Source organism: Streptomyces sp. P17 (assembly GCF_032436805.1).
GTDB lineage: Bacteria > Actinomycetota > Actinomycetes > Streptomycetales > Streptomycetaceae > Streptomyces.
On the sequence record NZ_JAVRBF010000550.1, the window covers coordinates 1 to 308 of the forward strand.

General features: G+C 66.2%; 1 protein-coding gene. It reads right to left on the bottom strand.

Annotation, left to right across the window (positions count from 1 at the left end; genetic code table 11):
- Positions 1-229, bottom strand: a 229-nt coding sequence (locus RMT89_RS42070) for a hypothetical protein (protein WP_315889031.1), incomplete at its 3' end; no start/stop codon positions are given.
- Positions 230-308 lie beyond the last annotated feature (79 nt).

Sequence of the window (308 nt, forward strand, 5' to 3'; positions counted from 1 at the left end):
GGTCGACCAGGATATCGATCTGATCCTCGCGCACAATGGCAGCCAGCTCGGCGTCGCCGATGCCCACGGTCGAACGCCATACCGCCGCGCGCGACTTGAAGAAGCCCGTCAGGTCGTCCTCGTCGGCGCTTCCCGAGTAACAGTAGATCTCGACGGCGGAGGGGTCGTGGCCGCGAAAAACGGCGGAAAGGAAAAAGCCGACCGAATGGGTGCGGAAATCGCCCGACACGTAACCCACGCGCAGCCGCCGCTACGGGTCGCGTGCGTTGGCAAAGCCGGCAGGGACCGGGAGGTCGCCGTAGAGCCGC